The sequence below is a fragment of the Desulfobaculum sp. SPO524 genome (assembly GCF_044987625.1).
In the GTDB taxonomy this organism is placed as follows: domain Bacteria; phylum Desulfobacterota; class Desulfovibrionia; order Desulfovibrionales; family Desulfovibrionaceae; genus Desulfobaculum.
This window is the reverse complement of record NZ_JBJDSB010000002.1, coordinates 1,277,511-1,296,403: the sequence shown is the minus strand read 5'-3', so window position 1 is coordinate 1,296,403 and position 18,893 is coordinate 1,277,511. Positions and strand designations below refer to the sequence as shown.

16 protein-coding genes and 1 pseudogene are annotated in these 18,893 nt (G+C 56.1%); 15 read left to right on the top strand and 2 right to left on the bottom strand.

Annotation, left to right across the window (positions count from 1 at the left end; genetic code table 11):
• The 3 genes from ACI3L3_RS11250 to ACI3L3_RS11240 all read left to right on the top strand — a co-directional run.
• A partial coding sequence (locus tag ACI3L3_RS11250; protein WP_404845204.1) for a DUF3800 domain-containing protein occupies positions 1–857 on the top strand: 857 nt, incomplete at its 5' end.
• Between the two features lie 211 nt (positions 858–1,068).
• Positions 1,069–4,368, top strand: a complete 3,300-nt coding sequence (locus tag ACI3L3_RS11245; protein ID WP_404845203.1) for a type I restriction endonuclease subunit R — start codon at positions 1,069–1,071, stop codon at positions 4,366–4,368.
• A gap of 7 nt (positions 4,369–4,375) precedes the next feature.
• A complete protein-coding gene (locus tag ACI3L3_RS11240; RefSeq protein ID WP_404845202.1) occupies positions 4,376–5,098 on the top strand; it encodes a M48 family metallopeptidase in 723 nt (240 codons plus the stop codon).
• Between the two features lie 164 nt (positions 5,099–5,262).
• Here the strand turns inward: ACI3L3_RS11240 and ACI3L3_RS11235 are convergent, their stop codons facing one another.
• Complete coding sequence (locus tag ACI3L3_RS11235; protein ID WP_404845201.1) at positions 5,263–6,132, bottom strand: GIY-YIG nuclease family protein; 870 nt, start codon at positions 6,130–6,132, stop codon at positions 5,263–5,265.
• A 1,000-nt stretch (positions 6,133–7,132) separates the two neighbouring features.
• The gene (locus ACI3L3_RS11230) at positions 7,133–7,801 is read right to left on the bottom strand and encodes a helix-turn-helix transcriptional regulator (RefSeq protein ID WP_404845200.1); all 669 of its coding nucleotides are present in this window, start codon (positions 7,799–7,801) and stop codon (positions 7,133–7,135) included.
• A 944-nt stretch (positions 7,802–8,745) separates the two neighbouring features.
• Here ACI3L3_RS11230 and ACI3L3_RS11225 point away from each other — a divergent pair.
• From ACI3L3_RS11225 to ACI3L3_RS11170, 12 genes and pseudogenes are all read left to right on the top strand, one after another.
• Positions 8,746–9,180: pseudogene (locus tag ACI3L3_RS11225) on the top strand (DnaB-like helicase N-terminal domain-containing protein); the annotation flags it as partial.
• Positions 9,181–10,230: a replicative DNA helicase gene (locus ACI3L3_RS11220; RefSeq protein WP_404845228.1), complete on the top strand. Its 1,050-nt coding sequence runs from the start codon at positions 9,181–9,183 to the stop codon at positions 10,228–10,230.
• 15 nt (positions 10,231–10,245) lie between these two features.
• On the top strand, positions 10,246–11,286 hold the full coding sequence (locus ACI3L3_RS11215; protein WP_404845199.1) for a hypothetical protein: 1,041 nt from the start codon (positions 10,246–10,248) through the stop codon (positions 11,284–11,286).
• A gap of 91 nt (positions 11,287–11,377) precedes the next feature.
• Positions 11,378–11,998, top strand: coding sequence for a hypothetical protein (locus ACI3L3_RS11210; RefSeq protein WP_404845198.1), 621 nt, complete (start codon positions 11,378–11,380; stop codon positions 11,996–11,998).
• A gap of 677 nt (positions 11,999–12,675) precedes the next feature.
• Positions 12,676–14,262 carry a phage terminase large subunit family protein gene (locus ACI3L3_RS11205; protein ID WP_404845197.1) on the top strand — a complete coding sequence of 529 codons (1,587 nt, stop codon included), beginning with the start codon at positions 12,676–12,678 and terminating at the stop codon, positions 14,260–14,262.
• A 33-nt stretch (positions 14,263–14,295) separates the two neighbouring features.
• Positions 14,296–14,919, top strand: coding sequence for a hypothetical protein (locus ACI3L3_RS11200; protein ID WP_404845196.1), 624 nt, complete (start codon positions 14,296–14,298; stop codon positions 14,917–14,919).
• Positions 14,919–15,134 carry a hypothetical protein gene (locus ACI3L3_RS11195; protein ID WP_404845195.1) on the top strand — a complete coding sequence of 72 codons (216 nt, stop codon included), beginning with the start codon at positions 14,919–14,921 and terminating at the stop codon, positions 15,132–15,134. The genes ACI3L3_RS11200 and ACI3L3_RS11195 overlap by 1 nt, the downstream gene beginning before the upstream one ends.
• Positions 15,135–15,204: 70 nt before the next feature.
• Positions 15,205–16,326: a Fic family protein gene (locus ACI3L3_RS11190; RefSeq protein WP_404845194.1), complete on the top strand. Its 1,122-nt coding sequence runs from the start codon at positions 15,205–15,207 to the stop codon at positions 16,324–16,326.
• 435 nt (positions 16,327–16,761) lie between these two features.
• Complete coding sequence (locus tag ACI3L3_RS11185) at positions 16,762–17,004, top strand: hypothetical protein (RefSeq protein WP_404845193.1); 243 nt, start codon at positions 16,762–16,764, stop codon at positions 17,002–17,004.
• A gap of 10 nt (positions 17,005–17,014) precedes the next feature.
• Positions 17,015–17,512, top strand: coding sequence for a hypothetical protein (locus ACI3L3_RS11180; protein WP_404845192.1), 498 nt, complete (start codon positions 17,015–17,017; stop codon positions 17,510–17,512).
• Positions 17,513–17,722: 210 nt separating this feature from the next.
• Complete coding sequence (locus ACI3L3_RS11175) at positions 17,723–18,256, top strand: hypothetical protein (RefSeq protein WP_404845191.1); 534 nt, start codon at positions 17,723–17,725, stop codon at positions 18,254–18,256.
• Between the two features lie 14 nt (positions 18,257–18,270).
• On the top strand, positions 18,271–18,891 hold the full coding sequence (locus ACI3L3_RS11170; protein WP_404845190.1) for a hypothetical protein: 621 nt from the start codon (positions 18,271–18,273) through the stop codon (positions 18,889–18,891).
• Positions 18,892–18,893: the final 2 nt, after the last annotated feature.

Sequence of the window (18,893 nt, the reverse complement as noted above, 5' to 3'; positions counted from 1 at the left end):
TCTTCTATGTGGATGAATCAGGGACTCTTGACCCAGAAGTTACGGGAACAAGGAGAGATGGGAGCACATATGATAAGGAATGGATATATTCACTCACAGCCTTTGGTCTCTTTGAGCACAAATGGCGGGCTTTCTATAACCCTATAATCAAACACAAACGCTATCTCATTCAAAAGATAGAACAAAGGACAGGGATTCGCATTGATCTACACAAGTGCGAGATGAAATCAACATGGATACGAATTCCCAAAAAACGCGCTGAACATCCTTTCCTTTCCCAACTTGGAGACGAGGAAATAACTCAGCTTGTAGAGACATACTATAGAGGGTTGGAAACTCTTCCCGTTCGACTCTTTTCTGTCGTTGTGGACAAAAGATACCTACGCGAACATATGGATAGACACCAATTGCATCGAAAGGCTTGGGAGCTTCTGTGCGAGCGGATAGAACTCTTTATGAGGGAATTTCATCCAAAGCATAAGGCATTGCTTGTTGCGGATGATGTCAGCAAACAAGATAACATCTCCCTCTCTTTGAAGCATTCGTATTTCCTCGAAAATGCCACATCATCCGGACTCAATTTCAAAAACATAATTGAAACGCCGTTCTTCGTCCGAAGTGAACTTTCTGAGGGTGTACAGTTTGCGGATTTGTGCTCGTACAACGTTTATCGTGCATTTCGGCAAAGTGATTGGGAATACCCGCCATTCAAACGCTTGATTCCCAAAATGTATTTCTCCCAAAATACGCACAACACTAAAATTGACGGGTTAAAAATTTTCCCCAACGAAAGCCCTCTCGTGGAAATTGCCCAAAAAATAAGGCACCCAAACAATGGGTGCCTTACAGAAATTTGAAGTCCGGCGGGGCGAACCCTATCAAGCTGACAAGCAGCACCAGACAAATAATTTGTATACCTAAAAGGTAAACCAGGTCAACAAATTCTCACGCTGATTTGCCACGCGGGGTCAGCGTCCGAGACCTCGATAGATTCAGTGCCGATGGGCATCGAACTCACTAATCAGATAACTATGGCTCCAGCCAAGGTCAATAGGGAACTGAATCAAAATGCACCACCTACCAGAAACCAAGGAAGAATACAGCGCCAAGATTCCGGCCTTGCAGGTTCTCATGAACCTCGGCTGGACGTATATATCGCCCTCGCAGTGCCTGACCAAGCGCGGCACGAACCGTGAGGTTTTGCTGAAGGATGAACTCATCCGTTCGCTCCAGGCGCGGCGCTTTGAATGGGACGGTAAGAAGCACGCGCTTTCGCCCAATGCCATCGAGCATATTGTGCGCGAACTGTCATCGCCGGGGCTGCACGAGGGGCTACGCACCGCCAACGAGCGCATCTACGACAAGTTGACCCTCGGCATCACGGTCAAGGAATTCATCGACGGAAAGCCCGTTCAGCCGACCATTCCCATCATCGACTGGGAGCACCCCGAAAACAACCTGTTCCACGTCACCGAAGAGATGGACGTGCTGTCTTCGGCTGGCACGCATAGGCGCATCCCTGACATTGTGTGCTTCGTCAATGGCATCCCTTTTGTGGTTATCGAGGCAAAGCGGCCTGAATCCGGCAACCCGAACAAATCCATGCTGGAGGAAGGCGTCAGCCAGTCCATCCGCAATCAGAAGAAGGACGAAATTCCGCACCTCTTCTGCTATGCGCAACTGCTCATGGCCATCAGCAACACCGAAGGACGCTACGCCACCACCAAGACGCCCAAGAAGTTCTGGGCCACGTGGCGCGAGGAAATCTTCGACGACGCCACCTTCCACACCATCAAGAACACGCCGCTTTCAGCAGATGACAAGGACGCGCTTTTTCAGGACCGCCCCAAGGCCATGCGGGACTATTTTGAATCGCTGTGGTCCGGCGACGTTCTGCCCACACAGCAGGACAAGCTGCTTGTCAGCCTATTGCGAAAGGACCGCCTGCTGAAGCTGGTGCAGTATTACATCCTCTTCGATAAGCGCGTCGGCAAGATTGTGGCGCGGTATCAGCAGGCATTCGGCATCAGAGCCATGCTGGAGCGCGTGAAGCGACTGGACAAGGCCGGAAGCCGCGAGGGCGGCGTTATCTGGCACACCACGGGTTCCGGCAAGTCCTTCACCATGGTCTTCCTCAGCAAGGCGCTTCTGCTTGAACCGGACCTCAGGGACTGCCGCGTCATCATCGTCACGGACCGCGTTGACCTTGAAAAACAGCTCTCCAGAACGTTCCTCACGGGTGGCGCGTTCGGCTCCGCCGTTGCCACCAAGAAGGAAGGCGAACGGGCAAGAGCGGGTTCCGGTCGCGACCTCGCCCAGCGCATCGGCAAGGGCGACGACCGCATCATCTTTTCCATCATCGACAAGTTCAACACCGCGTCCAAGCTGCCGGAGTGCTACAACCCCAGCGACAAGATCATCGTGCTGGTGGACGAAGGCCACCGCAGCCACGGCGGTGAAACCCATGAACGTATGCGCAAGGCGCTGCCGAATGCGGCGTACATCGCCTTTACCGGAACGCCGCTCCTCAAGGACGACAAGACGCAGAACAAGTTCGGCCCCATCATTCACGCCTACACCATGCAGCGCGCCGTGGAGGATGGAACGGTCACCCCACTGCTCTACGAAGAGCGCCGCCCAGAGCTGGCCGTGAACGAGGCCGCCATTGACAACTGGTTCGACAAGATAACGGCGCGGCTGACCGAAGAGCAGAAGACCGACCTCAAAAAGAAATTCGCCAACAAGGGCGCAGTGTACGGCTCCGAGAACCGCATTGAACTCATCGCGTGGGACATTGCCACCCATTTCTCGGACCATATCAAAACCCTCGGCATGGGACTCAAGGGCCAACTCGCCGCAGATTCCAAGCTCTCCGCAGTCCGCTACAAGAAATATCTCGACGCAACGGGGCTGGTCACGAGTGCGGTGGTCATCTCGCCGCCGGATTCCCGCGAAGGCCATTCGGACGTGGACGAATCCGCGCTGCCGGAGGTGCAGCAGTGGGCCGAGAAAACCGTAGGCAAGAGCGCCAGCGCCGAACAGTACAAGCAATACGAGCAACGCGTCATCGAGGACTTTGCCACCGACGACGGCGTGGACATCCTTATAGTGGTGGACAAGCTGCTGACGGGCTTTGACGAACCGAGGAACACGGTTCTGTACATCGACAAGCCGCTGAAAGAGCACAACCTGCTTCAGGCCATCGCACGCGTAAACCGCCTGCACGAGGCCAAGGAATACGGCCTGCTCATCGACTATCGCGGCATCCTCAAGGAACTGGATACGACACTCAAGGAGTATCAGGACCTTCAGGAGCGCACGCAAAGCGGCTTCGACGTGGACGACATCGAGGGGCTGTATCATCAGGTCGGCACCGAATACAAACGGCTGCCGGAGCTGCACAAACGCCTGTGGGGAATATTCAGATACGTCAAGAACAGGCAGGACCTTGAGCAGTACAGACAAATCCTCATGCCGCAGTACACGGAGGATGACGACGGAACCAGCATCGACCTGCGTCAGAAGGTGCGAGAGGACTTCTATCAGGCGCTCACGGAGTTTGGCCTGTGCCTCAAGGTGGCGCTTTCGTCGCGCTCGTTCTTCGAGGATGGCAGCTTCAGCGAAAAGGACATCGCCAAGTACAAAAGCGATCTGCGATTCTTCACGAACCTGCGCAAGATAGCGCGTCAGGACGCACAGGAAACGGTTGACTACAGCGCCTACGAGGAGCAGATACGCCGACTCGTGGACAAGCACGTGGTCGGCGAATCCATCGAAGACCCTGAGGGCGTTGTGCTGGTGAACGAAATCGGCAAGGAAAATCCGGAAGACTGGTCAAAGGAGAAGACGCGCAACGAGACGGACATCATCCGCACACGCGTCAGAAAGACCATCGAGCAGGAACTCAGCGACGACCCGTATGCCCAGAAGGTCTTTTCCGAGCTGCTGAAGGACGCCATTTCGCAGGCCGAAAAGATGTTCGAACATCCCTTCAAGCAATACGCCCTTTTCAAGGAATTCGAGGAACAGCTGAACAACCGCGCCGTGTCAGGCATACCGGACGAGCTTGATGGCAGCGAGACTGCCAGGGCGTACTACGGCACATTCCGGCTGGTGCTGGGCGAAGACCACTTCAAAGCCATCCCGCCGGATGAAGAAAAGAAGCTCATTGAGGAAGCCAAGGCCATCGACTCCATCGTCGGCACCGCTGTTGTGGAGCACTCACTAAGTCCGCAGGCGATGGAATCCACCATTCACAAGGGCATCCTGCCGCGCCTGTTCAAGCTCATCGGGCTTGAAAAAGCAAAGGATGTCATCGAACACGTTATTCAGATTACCAGAGTGCGTCTGGCTCATGGAAACAGATAAGACAATCATGCAAACACTCACCTATGGCGATGAACGCATTCGCTATCAAGTGTGCCACGTGCCGGGGCGGAAGGCGAAAGTCGCCATCCATGTGCATCCGGACGGTTCCGTTCAGGTCGATGCGCCGCAGGACGCCGACCTCGTTCAAATAAAAGAGGCCGTGCAGAAGCGCGCCAGATGGGTTCTGGACCACATGCTCCGCGCACGGGAGCTTCGCAGGTACGTATTGCCACGTGAATACGTGAGCGGCGAAAGCTACTTCTATCAAGGCCGCCGCCACCAGCTCAAAATCATCACGATACAGGAACAAAAGGCGCAGGTGCGGCTCTATCGCGGGAGGCTGGAAGTGAGCACGGAAGACAGCTCACCGGAACGCGTCAGGAGCCTCTTGAAGGACTGGTACAGGCAACGCGCCAAGGAATACTTTGCGCGGCGACTGGAAGCCATTGTGGAGAGAACTCCGTGGAAGGATGATGTGCCACCGTGGCGACTGCTAACCATGAAAAAGCAATGGGGAAGCTGCTCGCCAAACGGCACGCTCTCCATAAATCCGCACCTCATCAAAGCGCCGCGAGAGTGTATCGATTACGTGCTGACGCATGAGCTATGCCACCTTCAGGAGCACAACCACAGCCCCCGCTTCTACCGCCTGCTGGCGGACCGGATGCCAGATTGGAAGTCCGTCAAGGCGAAGCTGGACGGTATGTCGGAGCTGCTGCTGAATGAGTGAAGGGGAGGTTTTTTGATCAAGAGTGGGCCGATATGGTCCCTTTTGGTTCTGGGCAGGTAGAAGAATTCTTTTTGTAGGTCTTAAAGAGAAGGCCATCCATGCGGCTGTGGGCTGTGTGGATGGCCTTTTATAATTGGCAATGGGTTAGGGCGAAGGGGAGAATGTCAAGTTGTTGTGGAGTTTGATGTTTGAAGAGTTTTTAAGTTTTTACCAGCGCGGTTTCTCCAGCATGTTCGGCCATTAGCGCTTAGGGCTTGGATTACACCGGCTGCAGTACTCGGGGACTTGAAAAGGTAGTTCTCTGTAAACAAGTAATGGCCGTTGCTTTCGACGAGAACACCCTTTGCAGCCAAGTCGCGACGTAACGTAACAAGGTAGTCATCAATTGATGGAACTTCTTTGATAACGGCTTGTGAGTCTTTGAGCACAACAAACCCCTTCGTTGTTTCATAGCCACTCGCGACAATTCCTTTAGCTTTGATGAAAAGGAGCTCGTGCTGGCTCGTGTCCTGCTGTGTAGGCTCTTCGAAGACTGAAAGGCCCACAAGAGGGAAGACCTTGAGCATATCAGCTAGGAAGCTCTCCATGTCTGCAATATCTGCTTCAGCAAGGCTTGGCTGGCTTGAGTTATTGGTGTTGTCGAGGTTGCATTGCTTGGCAGCGGTGGCCAGTTCGATGAGACGACTTTCAAGGTATTTTACGTGCGCTTTGTTAAGGCTCATGTCCTTGGTGACAAAGAACACTCCCCAATCCCAAAAGTCCTTTTTTGCGTTGTGGTTTTCCAAGCGCGGGCGGACCGGATCTCCTTCACCGATGTAGACGGTGGGGAGGCTGCTGTCGTCCAGACTGCCGACGAGAACGTAAACACCGGTTCGTTCGAATTCGTCGCGCCGGAGAGCGGCCTTATAGCCCGTACGCGTAAAAACGACGCCTATCCCGGTCCAGTTTGATTTTTCAATAATGCGTAGGCCGTCGGGATCACCATCTGGCAAAAAGATGCGGATTGAAAAGGGAGGGAGTTGAGTTGATTGCATGTGGTACTCGTGTCTGGTTGGTTAAATTTATGTCGATATTCGTACGCGTTAGGACGCGCTTGGTCCAGAGGGCAGGGGGCCGGTGAAGCGGGAGGAATGGGACTGGAAGGAGGGGGGGAGCTTGATAATGCGAAAGCTTTGCCGGGGGGGGGCAGGTATAGCGTTCATATGACACTGCCGGTTTCATGGCCTATTTGCTTTTACAGTGTTGGTTTGACGATATTTTGCAAGTTGATTGTGAAGTTTACAGTTCACTCCAGGCTGATTGCATCGTGGCAAAACAAGCCAAGCACTGGGCGGTTCCGATATGTATCGGTAAGCGTTCTGAACGCTCCACAGGGGGTTGACGGTGTAGAAAGGCTCTTTGTGTTAAATCAACGCAAAACGCAGGGCTACAAGCAGAGACGAGGGGAGGGCGGCGCTGGGTGTCTAGTGCAAGCGTTTGAACTTGCGGCCCTATCGGGCTGTGTACCCCTTGTCCAATGGGGAGGGAGCGGTTGGAATTGACTTTGTGGAACGCACTGGTCAGAGCACTTAGAACATATCCCAGCGAGACTACGCTGAGTTTTTCGAAATATTTCTTTACAATTTGACAAATATTGACGATGCAATATGTGGTGTCTTGAATCTATAAGAAGGGGCATCGCTATGCGAAAAGGATTGGAAGCACTTCTAAGGCTAGGCAGTGGAGAATTTGGGGTGGGGATTTATAAAGTGGATTTGCAGAAAAGAGGCTTCAATCTGGTTTGGTACTGCGATGGGTTGCAACGTCTGGCAATGGATGATGATCCTAATAGAACAATATGCCTCCTACATGACGAAAGGCGGGCGTTACGCCTTTGCGAGAATATACGGCGGATCAGGTGCTGGAGCGGGATGCATATGGTGTGTAAGGAGGGGAGCGCTAGGCTTGTCGATTATTGGGCTCTGCCAATAACAAAAGAGGAACAGCAACATCTGCTAGCTGTTCATATAGGGGGAGAGATGGGTCCGAATCTGTTCAGCTGAGGTCTCGGCAGGTGCTGATACACTTGCCCATTATTTCAAAATTGATCAGTTCTTCGTTTAATGCCTCAAGAGAAATGCTTATCGGGCGATGATTATCCTGATTGTCGCTGCAAAGGATGATGTATCCTGGCTCACGTTCGAGTCGTTTAAGCAGCACATCGTCGTCCAGCTTCACCGCGAAAATCTTTCCTACTTCGACTTTTCTCTGACTTTGATCAATGAGTACGACGTCCCCGTCATGGATGCTCGGTGCCATGGAATTGCCCGTCGCTATGATGCTCCTCATAGTGTCTAGGTTTCCTTTCTGATGAAGCCAGTCTCGGCGGAAGGCAACGTGTGTTGTGAGTTCTTGAACAGATTGCTGCTCGAGGTAGGGGATAAGTGCGAACTCGGACGGATAGCATAACAATTCGGGTGATTCCCCAGAGAGTTGTCTTCCTCGAATGAGTATTTCCTCTAGAGAGAGGTCGAAAAGTTCGGGAATCTTCGTGATGAGATTCTTTCCCGGCACTTTTTCAGGGTCGCGCAGAATCATGTCGAGATATCTATCAGATATCCCAAGTTTTTTTGCGTATTCGAGGCGTACAGGCCTTTTAAGGTCTGCCAAGTGCTCAATCATAAACGCCTTGATGAACCGTTGGTATCCTTTTTCAGAATTCATACTGTATATACTTGTCTTTGAATTTCATAAAGTCAAAGTGATATTTTTTACTTGATTTTTAGAACAAAAAGTTCTAATTTTCAAATAAACATACCTTCCCTGCTTAGCGTTTAGCCCTGAAGGCTCTTCCCTGCCTTGCCTTTTCAGCTTAACGCAATGCCCATATATCCATCATTTCAGTGTGAAGGCGAGGATTTCGCCTCTTGCACAGAGTCGCCGCCTTTCGAATTCCATTGCCGTAGGTGGGCTCTCGTACTTCTTGGTGTTGCATCTCATTGTATGGAGGCAGCATGAGCACGAAAGATGATCGGATTGCTGAGCTCGAAGACGTCGTCTTGTGGCTGAATTCCCGCGTCCAAAGGGCTAATTCGCGAGCGCTGTGTCTTTCGCAAAAGGTGGACCAGCTCATAGCGGCAAATCATCGCCTTGGTGAGCGGCTTGAAGAGCGTTGCGGTGTTAGGCCGTATGACGACGATGGGCCTGCTGAGGGCGGAGCGTGGAGGGCGTGATGTCAATTCAAGCAACTCCGTCACGGTACGAGCAGGAGGCGTGGCTCGCAGAGCATACGTTTTACTGTGAGGCCCTTCGAGTACGGATGACTCCCGTGAAATGCGAAGCAATCCGCCAACGGCCGGAGCTGGCGAGATGGCCGGAGTCTGAGCCTTTGCCTTTACCCTGTTCTGTCTGCACAGGCTGGCGAGATATACGGCCAGGAGGGATTGTTCCGGCTCCCTTGTGGTGGTCCCATTGTCTGACAGGGCGAAGAGGGGAACAGCCCGTCTCGGTCATTGAGCAACTTTTCGCGCGAGCTGTTGAAGCCGCTGCATGGGATAGCTTGAGGCGTTATCCGCTTGATGCGCTGAGGCAGCTTTTCAACGATCTCGCCATGCGGGAAGGAGTTCTGCCCAAGCAACAGCGTGCCATTATTCGCCTTGTTAGAAAGCATGGAGGTAAGGTGCCTCGGCGTCGGTATGTCTACAACGGTGTGCTTCAGCGCTGTGCGACAGGGAATAAGGCACTTCGACTGTGGGCAACACGCGTCCTTGGGCGTCCTGTTTAAAAAGGGGGGCGCGTTGCAGAAGGTCCCTCCGCATAGTGTTGAGGCTGAGGAATTTGTGCTCGGCGCGTGCCTCAGGCGTCCAGCAGCTTGGGAGCACATTGTACAGATTGTGCGCCCTGAAGACTTTTATGATCCTCGCCACACATCAATATTCCGAGCTTTATGCGAGGTTGGGCGGCGGTCTGAGCCCGTGGATCTTGTTTCAGTGTCTGCAGAGCTCGAACGCACGGGAACCCTTGGCGCAGTGGGGGGAGCTTCTCGCCTTGCCGCTTTGGCCGATGCTGTCGCGTTACCCTCCCAAGGGGAGAGCGCGGCGCGAGTGGTACGTGAGAGGGCGCGCCGTAGGGCGCTAGCTCAGATTGGGACGAGTATTGGCGAGGCCGCTTTTGACCAAACAGAAGACATCGGTGCCTGTATTCTCGATGTGCAGCGCCGTCTTGACGGAGTCCTTGAGGATCGCGGGGGTGCCTTTTCACAAAGCGCAGGTGAGTTAGTCAAAGGGTGGGTTGCCTCGCTCGAACACCTGCAGGGTGAAGGGGGAGCTGGGATCAAGACTCCGTTTCATCGGCTCAATACTTTGGTCACAGGCTTGGTCCCCGGCGAGGTTTTTGTAATTGCCGGGCGTCCGGGGTGCGGTAAGACGGCTTTGGCACTGAATCTTCTTTTTCATGCCGCGGAGCAAGGGCATGGAGCTGGTGTGTTTTCCATGGAGATGCAGGCCTTGCTGTTGATGAACCGTCTTTGTGCTGCCGGTGGAGGGCATGCGTCGCAGGGGGGAGGGCTCGTCAATGCACAGCGGTTTCGCGACGGCCGGTTCTCAGAGAGTGACTGGAAGGCGATTTATGATTTTGCCCAGCGGGCCCAGCGCCTACCGCTTCATTTCGCGGACAAGCCTTCGATTCGTCCGAGCGAGTTGCGGCAGCAGGTCCGGCGATGGTGCCGGCAGGGTGTGCGTGTTGTGGCCGTGGACTATCTGCAGCTTATTGCGCCGGAGCAACGCGGTGGGAGCCGAGAGCGAGAGCTTGCAGAGGCGAGCCGCCTTCTTAAAACGACCGCTGTGGAGTGCGGCGTGAGTGTGATTGTACTCTCACAGCTCAACCGCGAAGCGGAGAAGACGAAGCGCCCTTTGCTTTCTCATTTGCGGGAGTCCGGGGCTATTGAGCAGGATGCGGACATCATTGTGTTCATTGTGCCCTGGAAGAGCAAAGGACAAGACGCTCAGGGACAGAACGTCCGCGTTGAACTGGATGTCGCGAAGGGCCGCAATAACACCGTTGGGTCGTTTCACTTGGTCTATCGCAAGCGGTTTTTGCGATTTGAGAATGAACCCTTCAGGCCAAAGGCAGAATCGGTTTCGCGTGATGACTAAGAGGTGAGGTGGGCTATGAATAAAGGATTTCAGGTTGCGGTGGGGTTTCAGAACCATCGGAAAGTGACGGAGCTGCGCGCCCATTTTGGACCGGAAGGAGTGCTCGCGTTGTTGAGCCTCTGGGAACAGGCGGCGATATGCTGGTGTGATGGAATCTACCGCGATGCCAATCGGGCAAGGCTGGCGGCAGCAGCGCGCGTTGATTCTTTTGGTGAGCGTTTTCCACGGTTTGTTGAAACGTTGATTTGGCTTGGTTTTATTGACGTTTTAACTGATGACGTCCGCCTTGAAGTGTACCCAGATGATAAAGCGCGGCTCAAGGCACTTAACGCCGCACGGGTGCGAGGTGTGTTCGAAAGCGTAGGTGAGGTGGCTGCGTTTTTGGATGCGGCTGAAGCTGACGGGCATGTGTTGCATTTTGCTCTCCACAACTGGATTAGACACAATGCTTGGGCCAGCCGTGCCGCAGCCCGGCGTCGCCGCGCCGAGCAAAATGCACATCGGCGATGGGCAGGACATGAGCATGCTGACAGCACAGCGAATTGCACTGCGTCGCACAATGCCCAAGCTGAAGCTGCGCCGGATGAAAGGGCCGGGGCTTTGGGCAGTGCCGCGGGGACTGCTCTTCTTCTTAAGAGTATAAAGAGTAAGACAAGAAAGAGTAAGAAGAGTGACCGGAGCTTTGCTCCAAGCTCCGGACGGGTGTCATCTTCTCTCCCTGCCTTTTGTGTTTTTCCGACAAATCGAAAAGGCCATGACGTGGCCATTCCTATTGCGAAGGTTCGTGAGTGGCAGGAGACCTATCCCGCTGTTGACGTGGAACAGGAACTCCGCGCCTGCCGTCAATGGAATATCGACAACCCTCGCCGCAGGAAAACAGCTGACGGCGTGTACAAGCACATCAACGCGTGGCTTGCGCGAAGTCAGAATCGGGCGCGGCCTATACGGCAAAACGAAGCATCTTCAGAGGAGCGGGTGCCAGAGTCGTTTAGCGATGAGGAGCTTCGGCGCATGCGGGAAGAAGCGCAGAGCTCGCCGGAGGACCCTTTACCGTGAAGAAAACGTAAAGCGACAGCGATTTGTGTGAACTGCGGCGAAACGAGAGTGATGAACGCGTGGATGAGGACTGTGAAGGAAGGATGGCGCTATGAGCATACGGAAAAGCTACGAACGACTCGTTGAGCGGTGCAAGCATGCAAAAGCGCGCGGCGAACAGCCTTCGGTAACGCGGGAAGAGTTTCATGTGCTCCTGGCCTGTGCGGACTCACAAAAAGAGGTAGCGGCGCTACTTGGCGTTCGTGAGTCGGCCATTTCGAACCGGAAAAGGCGGCTCGAGGCTGTGGTTTCTCGCAATGTGAGTTTGTTCTCGGCGCAACGCATTTTGGAACGGCAGTTGTCAACGGGTGAACAGTTGGAGGCCATTGGCCGTCAGGCTCGCGAGCTTTTGGATCTTGTCCATCTTGTCTTGGAGGGGGAAACAAAGGCTTCTTCTGCTGCGAGAGCAAAGCTCCTGCGTCTTGCCGGCGGCCGTTCGGACCTGCTGACGGCGTGCGTGAAGCTGCAGGGCGAGCTGCGCAAGCAGTTGGAGCTGGACTTCTCCATGAAGGCTAAAATCTACGACCTTAAGCAGGTGCAGGAGTTTCAGGCGGTGGTGCTGGAGGAGATCGGCCGGGCGGCGCCCGAGGTGCAAAAGCGCATTACGGAGCGGCTGGTGGAGGTGAATGCGGCGCGAAGCGCCTTGGACTTCGGGGAGGCCATCGAATGCTAAGTATGCGCCTGGTGGTCAGATTTGAGCGGATTTGTGGCACAGGGCGTGCGTTTGAGGCGGCAATCCTGGCTGATTTTTTAAAATGCGCGGCCGGACTCCATTAACCTTTTGGTTCTACAGCCGTATTGAGGAAGCTCAAAGTTTACACAACTACCATTATGAGACAATAGGCGGCTAACGGTATTACGCAGTTTCAATGTAGCTCGGCGAAAAGCGCCTATCCTCGGTAGACGCTGGGCATGACGGCTCCAGGAAGGGCGGGTCGAAGGCCTGCCGTGGGAGACTGTTGGCGAATTGGGGAGTGGTGTCTCTCCCATCTCGGGAAGTGAGCCGGACGGAGCGCGCGACACAAGGCAGCACGAACCGGCTCTGGAGGCCACGAGGGGCGCGAAAGCGGCCAGGACGGCGCGCAGAGGCGGAAATGGGCGCAGGGGCAGAGGGGGGTACGGGGGCGCAGCCGGAGGTACCCGCGCCATCATCCCCCTGGGGGTATTTCGCTCTGGCGGGCGTGTGTCGCTTGGAAATTTTTCTGGGATTTTTGGCTGGCGGAAAATCGCCGGGGCACGGCGGCAGACGCCAACAGCAGGGCAAACGAGAGCGCAAAATTGGCGCGCGGCGGCGCAGGCTATCGAGAGCCACAAAGCGGCGGCGCGGCGGCCACAGCGGGGAATGACGGCATGATGAAGCAAGGCTTTTACGGCGGCGGGCTCCTGAGCGAGTTCACCTACAAGCTGCAGGAGGCCACGGGGCACCACGACTCCGGGCCGCGCCCCGAAAACGTGGGGCAATGGGCGGAGCAGAAGCAGCTGCGGCTGGACCGGGGGTGGTTTACGTTCGACCGGCACGAGTACCTCGAAGAACCCTACCGCGACGACCATCCCCGGCAGGTGGAGGAAAAGTGCGCGCAGATGGGCAACAGCGTGAAGGCCATGCTGACGACGTTCTACTCGGCGCGGTTCATGCCGTTTGTGGGCATTCTGTACCTGTTCCCGTCCAAGTCCGGCGTCGGCGATTTTGTGCGCTCGCGCGTGAACCCGTTGGTAGAGGACAACCCCGAGGAAATCGGCGCCTTCATGCGCGATACGGACAGCGTGGGCCTCAAGCGTATGTGCGGCACCAACCTCATCTTCCGGGGCACAAAATCGGCGGAGGGCCTGCGCTCCGACCCCTGCGACATGGTGCTCTATGACGAGTACGATCTTATGCCGACGGGCGTGGAGGAAGCCGCCAAGGGCCGCCTCGGCCACTCGGACTACAAGTGGGAGCGCTATCTCTCCAATCCGACCATCCCGGACTTCGGCATCGACCGCCAATTCCAGCTTTCGGACCAGCGCTACTGGCACGTGCGGTGCCCGAGGTGTGGGCAGTACACGTGCATGGAGGAACACCCGCTGGAGGAGGTGCTGTGGGAGAAGGCGGACGGGGAGGTGATCCGCCTGTGCCAGCAGTGCCGCAACGGCGAGCTGGACGTCACGCAGGGGCGGTGGGTGGCAAAATATCCAAGCGTGACCGAGGTGCGCGGCTACCACTACTCGCAGCTCTTCTCGTCCTTCGTCAGCCCGGCGGAGATTCTGCACGGCTACCGCACGACCAAGAAGCCGGGGGACTTCCACAACTACGTGCTGGGTATGCCCTACATCGAGGCGGAAAACCGCCTCTCGCGGGAGCAGATTTTGGCGCTCTGCGGCACACACGGTGTGGCGTCGAGCGATAAGGGGCCGTGCGTCATGGGCGTGGATCAGGGCGGCAAGCTGCACGTGGTGGTGGGGCGGCGGCATCCGGATACTGTGGCGCACCTGGGGGAGTACGGCGACTGGGAGGAGCTGGACCGCCTCATGGACGAGTTCAACGTGGCCTGCTGCGTGGTAGACGCCCAGCCGGAAATGCGCCCCGCGCGGGCCTTTGCGCAGCGGCATCCCGGCAAGGTGTTTTGCTGCTTCTACTCGGAGCAGCAGCGCGGCGGCTACGCGTGGAACGAGGCCAAGCAGGTGGTGACGGTGAATCGCACCGAAAGCCTCGATGATTCCCAGCACGTGCTTCTCAAAGGGCAGGTGGTGTTGCCCAAATATTGCGGAGTGGTGGAGACGTTCGCCGCGCATTGCAACAACCTCGCAAAGAAGCTGGAGGAGCGCGACGACGGCAGCAAAAAGTACGTGTACGTGAAGCTTTCGCAGGAGGACCACTTCCGCCACGCCATGAATTACATGACCGTGGCCATGCGGCGCTGCGAGGGCAGCTACTACGGCGACTGCGACATGGGGTAAGCGATGCGGCAACTCACAAAACAGGAAACGGCAATGGCTGGGGCCTTTTTGGAGGCCGGGGACGGACGGCAGTTCAGCCGCGTGGCGGGCGGCCTTGCTTGGCCGGCGCGCGGGAAGCCGGGATTCCTCGTGGTGCTCGGGGAGGACCTCAAGAAGGATCCGGACTTCGGCGTGCGTCATGTCCGGCGTCTGACTGAGGCAACGGAATGGCAGGGCGAGTCCTTCATGCACCCGGAGCCGCTTTTACGGTGCGCGCTGGAGCTAGCGCGGTTGTGGCTGGTGCCCATGTGGTACGCGCCGCAGTCGGTTTTCGAGCACACCGCCTTGCGCGAGCTCAACCGCGAGCTGGAGCGCGAGCGCGGCGCCAGAGTCCGCGTGACCGCGCCCCCGCACTACTACGACGGCAACGCCCTAACGCTCTACAACGCCATGGTTCGCAAACGCGTCGCCACCCAGAAAACGCTCCACTTCGGCGAAAGCCTCATCCCCGGCGACCTCGCCACCTTCCCGCCGGATCTCACCGGCGTCGCCTTCGACGACCACCCGCCAGCGGCCGCCTTCTTCTGCGCTCTGGCCGCCCTCGAATTCACCACCCCAAACCCCACCACCCGGCGCCGCGTGGCAGCAGGCCCGGCGGATAGTGTTGGAGGGTACTGATGCAGCAGTCCAGAATGCTCAGCGGCAAGCGTGAACTTATGCAGTTCTTCGGCATCGGCGAAAAGAAACTCATGAAGTGGATCAAAGAGCTGGATTGCCCGGCCTATCCCGATACGCAGGGTGTGTACCGCGCGTGGTCCGGTGATTTGACGGAGTGGTACGCCGAAGCCTTTGGCCCGAGCCCAAAACGTGATGATTCCTACCGCTTGTCGTGAGCGCGGGCTTGCGCATGAAGCGTTTCTGCGTAATAATCGCTTCAAATAGTGAAGCGATTAGGAGCCGTAAATGCCTCAATATATCTGGGAACAGGCAAACTGGCCTGATTTTACGTGGGATTCATCGAAGCTGCTTGAACCTCTTGCCGAGTGCCGGCGGGAGCAAGGCCGGCTGCAGGCGCAGCTGGAGAGCTCCGGCTTTGAGGATGACCTTGCGGCGCAGGCTGAAACACTGGAAGAGGACGCAATCCAAACCGCAGCGATTGAGGGCGAAAAGCTCGACCGCGAGATGGTGCGTTCGTCTGTAGCAACGCATCTGGGCCTTGAGCAAGGCGGCTTGCGTCCGGCCAGCCGCGCCACGGATGGCTTGGTGGAAGTGCTGCTCGACGCCACCCGAAACTATGAGCAGCCGCTTACGCTGGAGCGCATCTGCTCGTGGCACGCCGCATTATTCCCGACCGGGCAATCTGGCCTGAAGCGCATTGTAGTTGGGGCGTGGCGCGACGAGCATATGGAGGTGGTGTCCGGGCCAATCAACCGGCCCAAGGTCCACTATGTGGCCCCGCGTCCCAGCGCTTTGGAGCACGAGATGGCGTCCTTTGTGTCCTGGTGGGAGCAGAGCCGTCAGGGGCTGGACGGAGTGCTTCGGGCCGGGCTGGCGCACCTGCGTTTTGTGACCATCCACCCCTTCGACGATGGCAACGGCCGCATCGCCCGAACGCTCACGGATTTGGCTTTGGCGCAGGATGAAAGGCGTTCGGTGCGCTATTACAGCTTGTCCGCGCAGATCATGAGCCGCCGCAACGAGTATTACGACGTTCTGGAGCAGACCCAAAAGGGCGACGGCGATGTGACCGAGTGGCTGCTGTGGTTCCTTGAGCAGGTCCGCCTTTCAGTCAAAACCGCCGGCCAAACCATGGCCCGCGTGCTTCTCAAGGCAGAGTTCTGGCGCAAGCACGCCGCAACCCCACTGACGGACCGCCAACGCAAAGTCGTCAACAGACTCCTCGACGCAGGGCCAGAGCACCTCGGGGGCGGCTTTGAAGGCGGCCTGACAAACCGCAAATACAGCGGCATGACCAAAGCCTCCCGCGCCACCGCCTACCGTGAAATCACGGACCTGGTGGAAAAGGGTATCCTTTCACAGCGCGCCAAAAAGGGGCGAAGCGTGGCGTATGATTTGGTGTGGTGAGGTGGCAAGTTGGTGAATGGGGCGCGGCGAGAGAGGCCGGTTTGCTCTTTCGTCGTCCCTGTGCTCGGGGCTGTATGAATTCAAAGAAGGACAACGAGTAGTGTTGGAGGAACTGATGGACTACCAGCAGCCGAGAATGATTTGTGGAAAGCGGGAGTCGAAGGCTTTTTTTAAAGTAGGGGAAAAGAAGCTTATGTACTGGGTTAGTGAATATCGATGCCCGCCTATTTTGACTGAAAGGGAGTTCTTGCGCGTAGATTGGTAAGTTTGTCAATTGGTATGCAATAGGTTTGGTCGGGAATAAGGGGTTTATTTTTAACTCTATTTTTATTATTTGTTTTTACTTTGGTTGAAGGGTGAAGGTTATGCGTTGTTTTTTTTGTATTTTAGCTTTTTCAACAACTGTCCTTTAAGTGTGAGGGGGATGACAAGTTTATGCCGTTAGCAGCTTCAATTCTGATAACAATAGTCGTCGGCTATCAACTCGGTGTAATAGCTGGCGGTGTGTTTTTTGTTGTGACATGCATTGGGAACCAAATCTTTTTTCGTATTGCTCTAGAGAAGGGTGAAGAAGGTAAGAGTTTTGGCTCTCCTTGGGTGCATCAGATAGTAACGTGGATTATAGCATGGTTTATTGCGGCTGCGCTTTCAGGTTCAATATCAATCGGGCAGGCTTAAGAGGTGTGCGATGGGTTTTATATCTAGGTTCTTTAATCCTACAAGTAGGGAAGCAAAGTTGGTTAAGTTACAGAATGAACTTTGCCAAGACTATAAATATTACCAGGATGGTGGTTCAGCTGCAGGTGCTCTGTTAGATCAGCTTAATGAAATGGAATTAAATCCAAATTCGCAACAAACGAAGGCACTCAGATACGAAGCAGCAAAGCTGGAGTATCTTGACCTGTGTATGCAAGATGGCTTCATATCAGATATCATGAATAGAAGTGGGGCAACACAAGAAGACTTGTGGAGTATGGCAGAAAGTCTTGCAGAGGGTGGTTTGGCGTGTAGGCGAGGCGGGAAGTGGGTACATTTGGATGTGATATCGAATAAGGCGCCTTTTATGTATTATGTTGCCCACATTGGCGATGTCAGTATGAAAGAGATAGTATTTACACTGCTGAAGTATTATAATGGTGAAATAAATGATTCTGAATTAATTCAAATGTCAATGGTTACGGAATGATTTACTCATAAATTTGTTGCAGAGGAACAGTTTGGGCTAGCCACTCGGGGAGGCTGTCAACCCCCTCCCTGGCACCGCCCTGGTGCATCCCTAGTAACTCCCTGGCACGTCCCTTCCCAAAACCCCGTGTTATAGCCGAGCTGAAAAATCAGCCCGGCTTTTTTGTTGGCGTTTGGCTGGCAAGGCGGGCTACGGGAGCGGGGTTTTGGGATGGTGCATGGTGATGCGGTGGACTGGAGTTTGGCTCCGCATTTTGTGCCCGGAGAGTGGGGGCCTCGGGTGGAGGTGGTGGCTCCGGCCTTGATCTATGAGGCCAATGCCATCCGCGAGGCTTCCGGCGCGCCGTTTATCGTCCTGTGCTCCTACGCCACTGAGGGGCATTCCCCGAAATCCTACCATTACGTTTTCCCAGACATACCGGGCCGCGAGAGGGCCCTTGCTGTGGACTTCCGCTTTGGGCCGGCGCCGGGCGGCCGTCCCCTGAGTTTTGAGCGGCAGTTTGCGCATATCGCCGCGCGCGAGGGCGTTGGGGCCATTGGGTTTTATCCCTTTGGTTTCTGCACCCGGCGCGGGCGTAAGCGCATGCGGCCGTTTTGGCATATCGACCTTCGTCCCCGCGACAACGGGCGCCGGCTCTATTGGGTGCGCGATGCGTGGGGGCAGTACCTGTGCAGCTTCGACAGGTACGAGCATGTGGTGCCGTGGCTTGGCATTGCCGAGATGCTGCGGAGTCTGAATATGTAGCCCCGGAGGATCGTATGGGGACGCTTGCCGTGATTCTTGGTTTTTTGAAGGCCAATTGGGAGATTATCGCGCTGGGGACGTTGGTGGTGGACAAGGTGGTGGCCGCAACGCCCTGCAAGTGGGACGACCTGCTGGTCACGGGCGCCAAGGCCGCACTGGGCGCCGCCACGGGCCGCAAGCTCAAGGTGCTACTTCTTCCGCTGCCGCTGTGCGCCATGCTCCTTGCGGCCTGCGCCACGCAGACCGCTCCCGCCTACACGCCGCCTGCGCCGTGCGAGGGCCAGCCCTCGCTCATTTTGGAGAAGATGCCGGACCCGCGCGCCGCGTCGGGCCTGCTTATCGTGGCGAACGCCGCCGCAGTGAAGGCGGAGCTCTACACCGCACGTGAGGCGCTGGCTGTTATCGACACTATCGAGGCTTTTCTGGCGCAGGCCGGGAGCTACAGCGAGCTGGTCAGCTTTGTGATGGCGCGCGTTGCAGACGCGAACGCCCGCGCCGGGACACAGGTCTTCCTTGTGGCGGATATCCTGCCCCAGCTGGACTCCCCGCTGCCCATCAGCGCCTGCGACCGCGCCCTTGTGCGCATCCATCTGGCCAAGCAACGCCTCGCCATCGCGGCGGTTGGAGCGGAGTAGGG

Coding starts and splice junctions, on each gene's coding strand:
- ACI3L3_RS11205 (WP_404845197.1), top strand. CDS start 12,676: ATGATGAAGCAAGGCTTTTACGGCGGCGGGCTCCTGAGCGAGTTCACC.
- ACI3L3_RS11210 (WP_404845198.1), top strand. CDS start 11,378: ATGAGCATACGGAAAAGCTACGAACGACTCGTTGAGCGGTGCAAGCAT.
- ACI3L3_RS11190 (WP_404845194.1), top strand. CDS start 15,205: ATGCCTCAATATATCTGGGAACAGGCAAACTGGCCTGATTTTACGTGG.
- ACI3L3_RS11245 (WP_404845203.1), top strand. CDS start 1,069: ATGCACCACCTACCAGAAACCAAGGAAGAATACAGCGCCAAGATTCCG.
- ACI3L3_RS11235 (WP_404845201.1), bottom strand. CDS start 6,132: ATGCAATCAACTCAACTCCCTCCCTTTTCAATCCGCATCTTTTTGCCA.
- ACI3L3_RS11175 (WP_404845191.1), top strand. CDS start 17,723: ATGGTGCATGGTGATGCGGTGGACTGGAGTTTGGCTCCGCATTTTGTG.
- ACI3L3_RS11195 (WP_404845195.1), top strand. CDS start 14,919: ATGCAGCAGTCCAGAATGCTCAGCGGCAAGCGTGAACTTATGCAGTTC.
- ACI3L3_RS11180 (WP_404845192.1), top strand. CDS start 17,015: ATGGGTTTTATATCTAGGTTCTTTAATCCTACAAGTAGGGAAGCAAAG.
- ACI3L3_RS11215 (WP_404845199.1), top strand. CDS start 10,246: ATGAATAAAGGATTTCAGGTTGCGGTGGGGTTTCAGAACCATCGGAAA.
- ACI3L3_RS11230 (WP_404845200.1), bottom strand. CDS start 7,801: ATGAATTCTGAAAAAGGATACCAACGGTTCATCAAGGCGTTTATGATT.
- ACI3L3_RS11200 (WP_404845196.1), top strand. CDS start 14,296: ATGGCTGGGGCCTTTTTGGAGGCCGGGGACGGACGGCAGTTCAGCCGC.
- ACI3L3_RS11170 (WP_404845190.1), top strand. CDS start 18,271: ATGGGGACGCTTGCCGTGATTCTTGGTTTTTTGAAGGCCAATTGGGAG.
- ACI3L3_RS11185 (WP_404845193.1), top strand. CDS start 16,762: ATGCCGTTAGCAGCTTCAATTCTGATAACAATAGTCGTCGGCTATCAA.
- ACI3L3_RS11240 (WP_404845202.1), top strand. CDS start 4,376: ATGCAAACACTCACCTATGGCGATGAACGCATTCGCTATCAAGTGTGC.